The sequence below is a fragment of the Citrobacter sp. Cs237 genome (genome assembly GCF_030332325.1).
In the GTDB taxonomy this organism is placed as follows: domain Bacteria; phylum Pseudomonadota; class Gammaproteobacteria; order Enterobacterales; family Enterobacteriaceae; genus Citrobacter_A; species Citrobacter_A sedlakii.
In genome coordinates this window covers 1-377 of sequence record NZ_JAOWIB010000023.1, presented here as the reverse complement: position 1 = coordinate 377, position 377 = coordinate 1, and the positions used below count along the sequence as shown (strand labels likewise).

Genomic DNA, 377 nt, shown 5'->3' with positions numbered 1-377 from the left:
AAGCCTGCCCGAAAAGCGGCTACTGGCAGATCGCCTGGATACCGTATACGGGTATCAGTCAGGAAGAGATCCGTTACTTTGCCGAAGGTGAAACCATGCCGATGGATATTGTTGAGAGGCTGCATCCGCGTCCGTGGCCGTTCACTGATAAACGGGTGCGTGAGGAACGCGCAGTGGAATGGCGGCTGGTGGGAGAGGCGTAAGTCTCCGGCTTAAATCCGGGAAGATATTCCCGGGTATTTCAGGGAAGGATAAAAGACAATGTCATTACCGAGACGAACATACTGTTCAGCAGGCGTATTGCTGACCTGCCTGTTGCTCGCAGCCTGCGATCAGACAGCAGCCGCTCCGGCCAGCCATAAACCCGCCGTGGACCC

Annotated in this window: 1 pseudogene; it reads left to right on the top strand. The window is 56.0% G+C overall.

Annotated elements, in window-relative coordinates:
* Nucleotides 1–203 (top strand): annotated as a pseudogene (locus OGY07_RS00120) (SEL1-like repeat protein); the annotation flags it as partial.
* Nucleotides 204–377 lie beyond the last annotated feature (174 nt).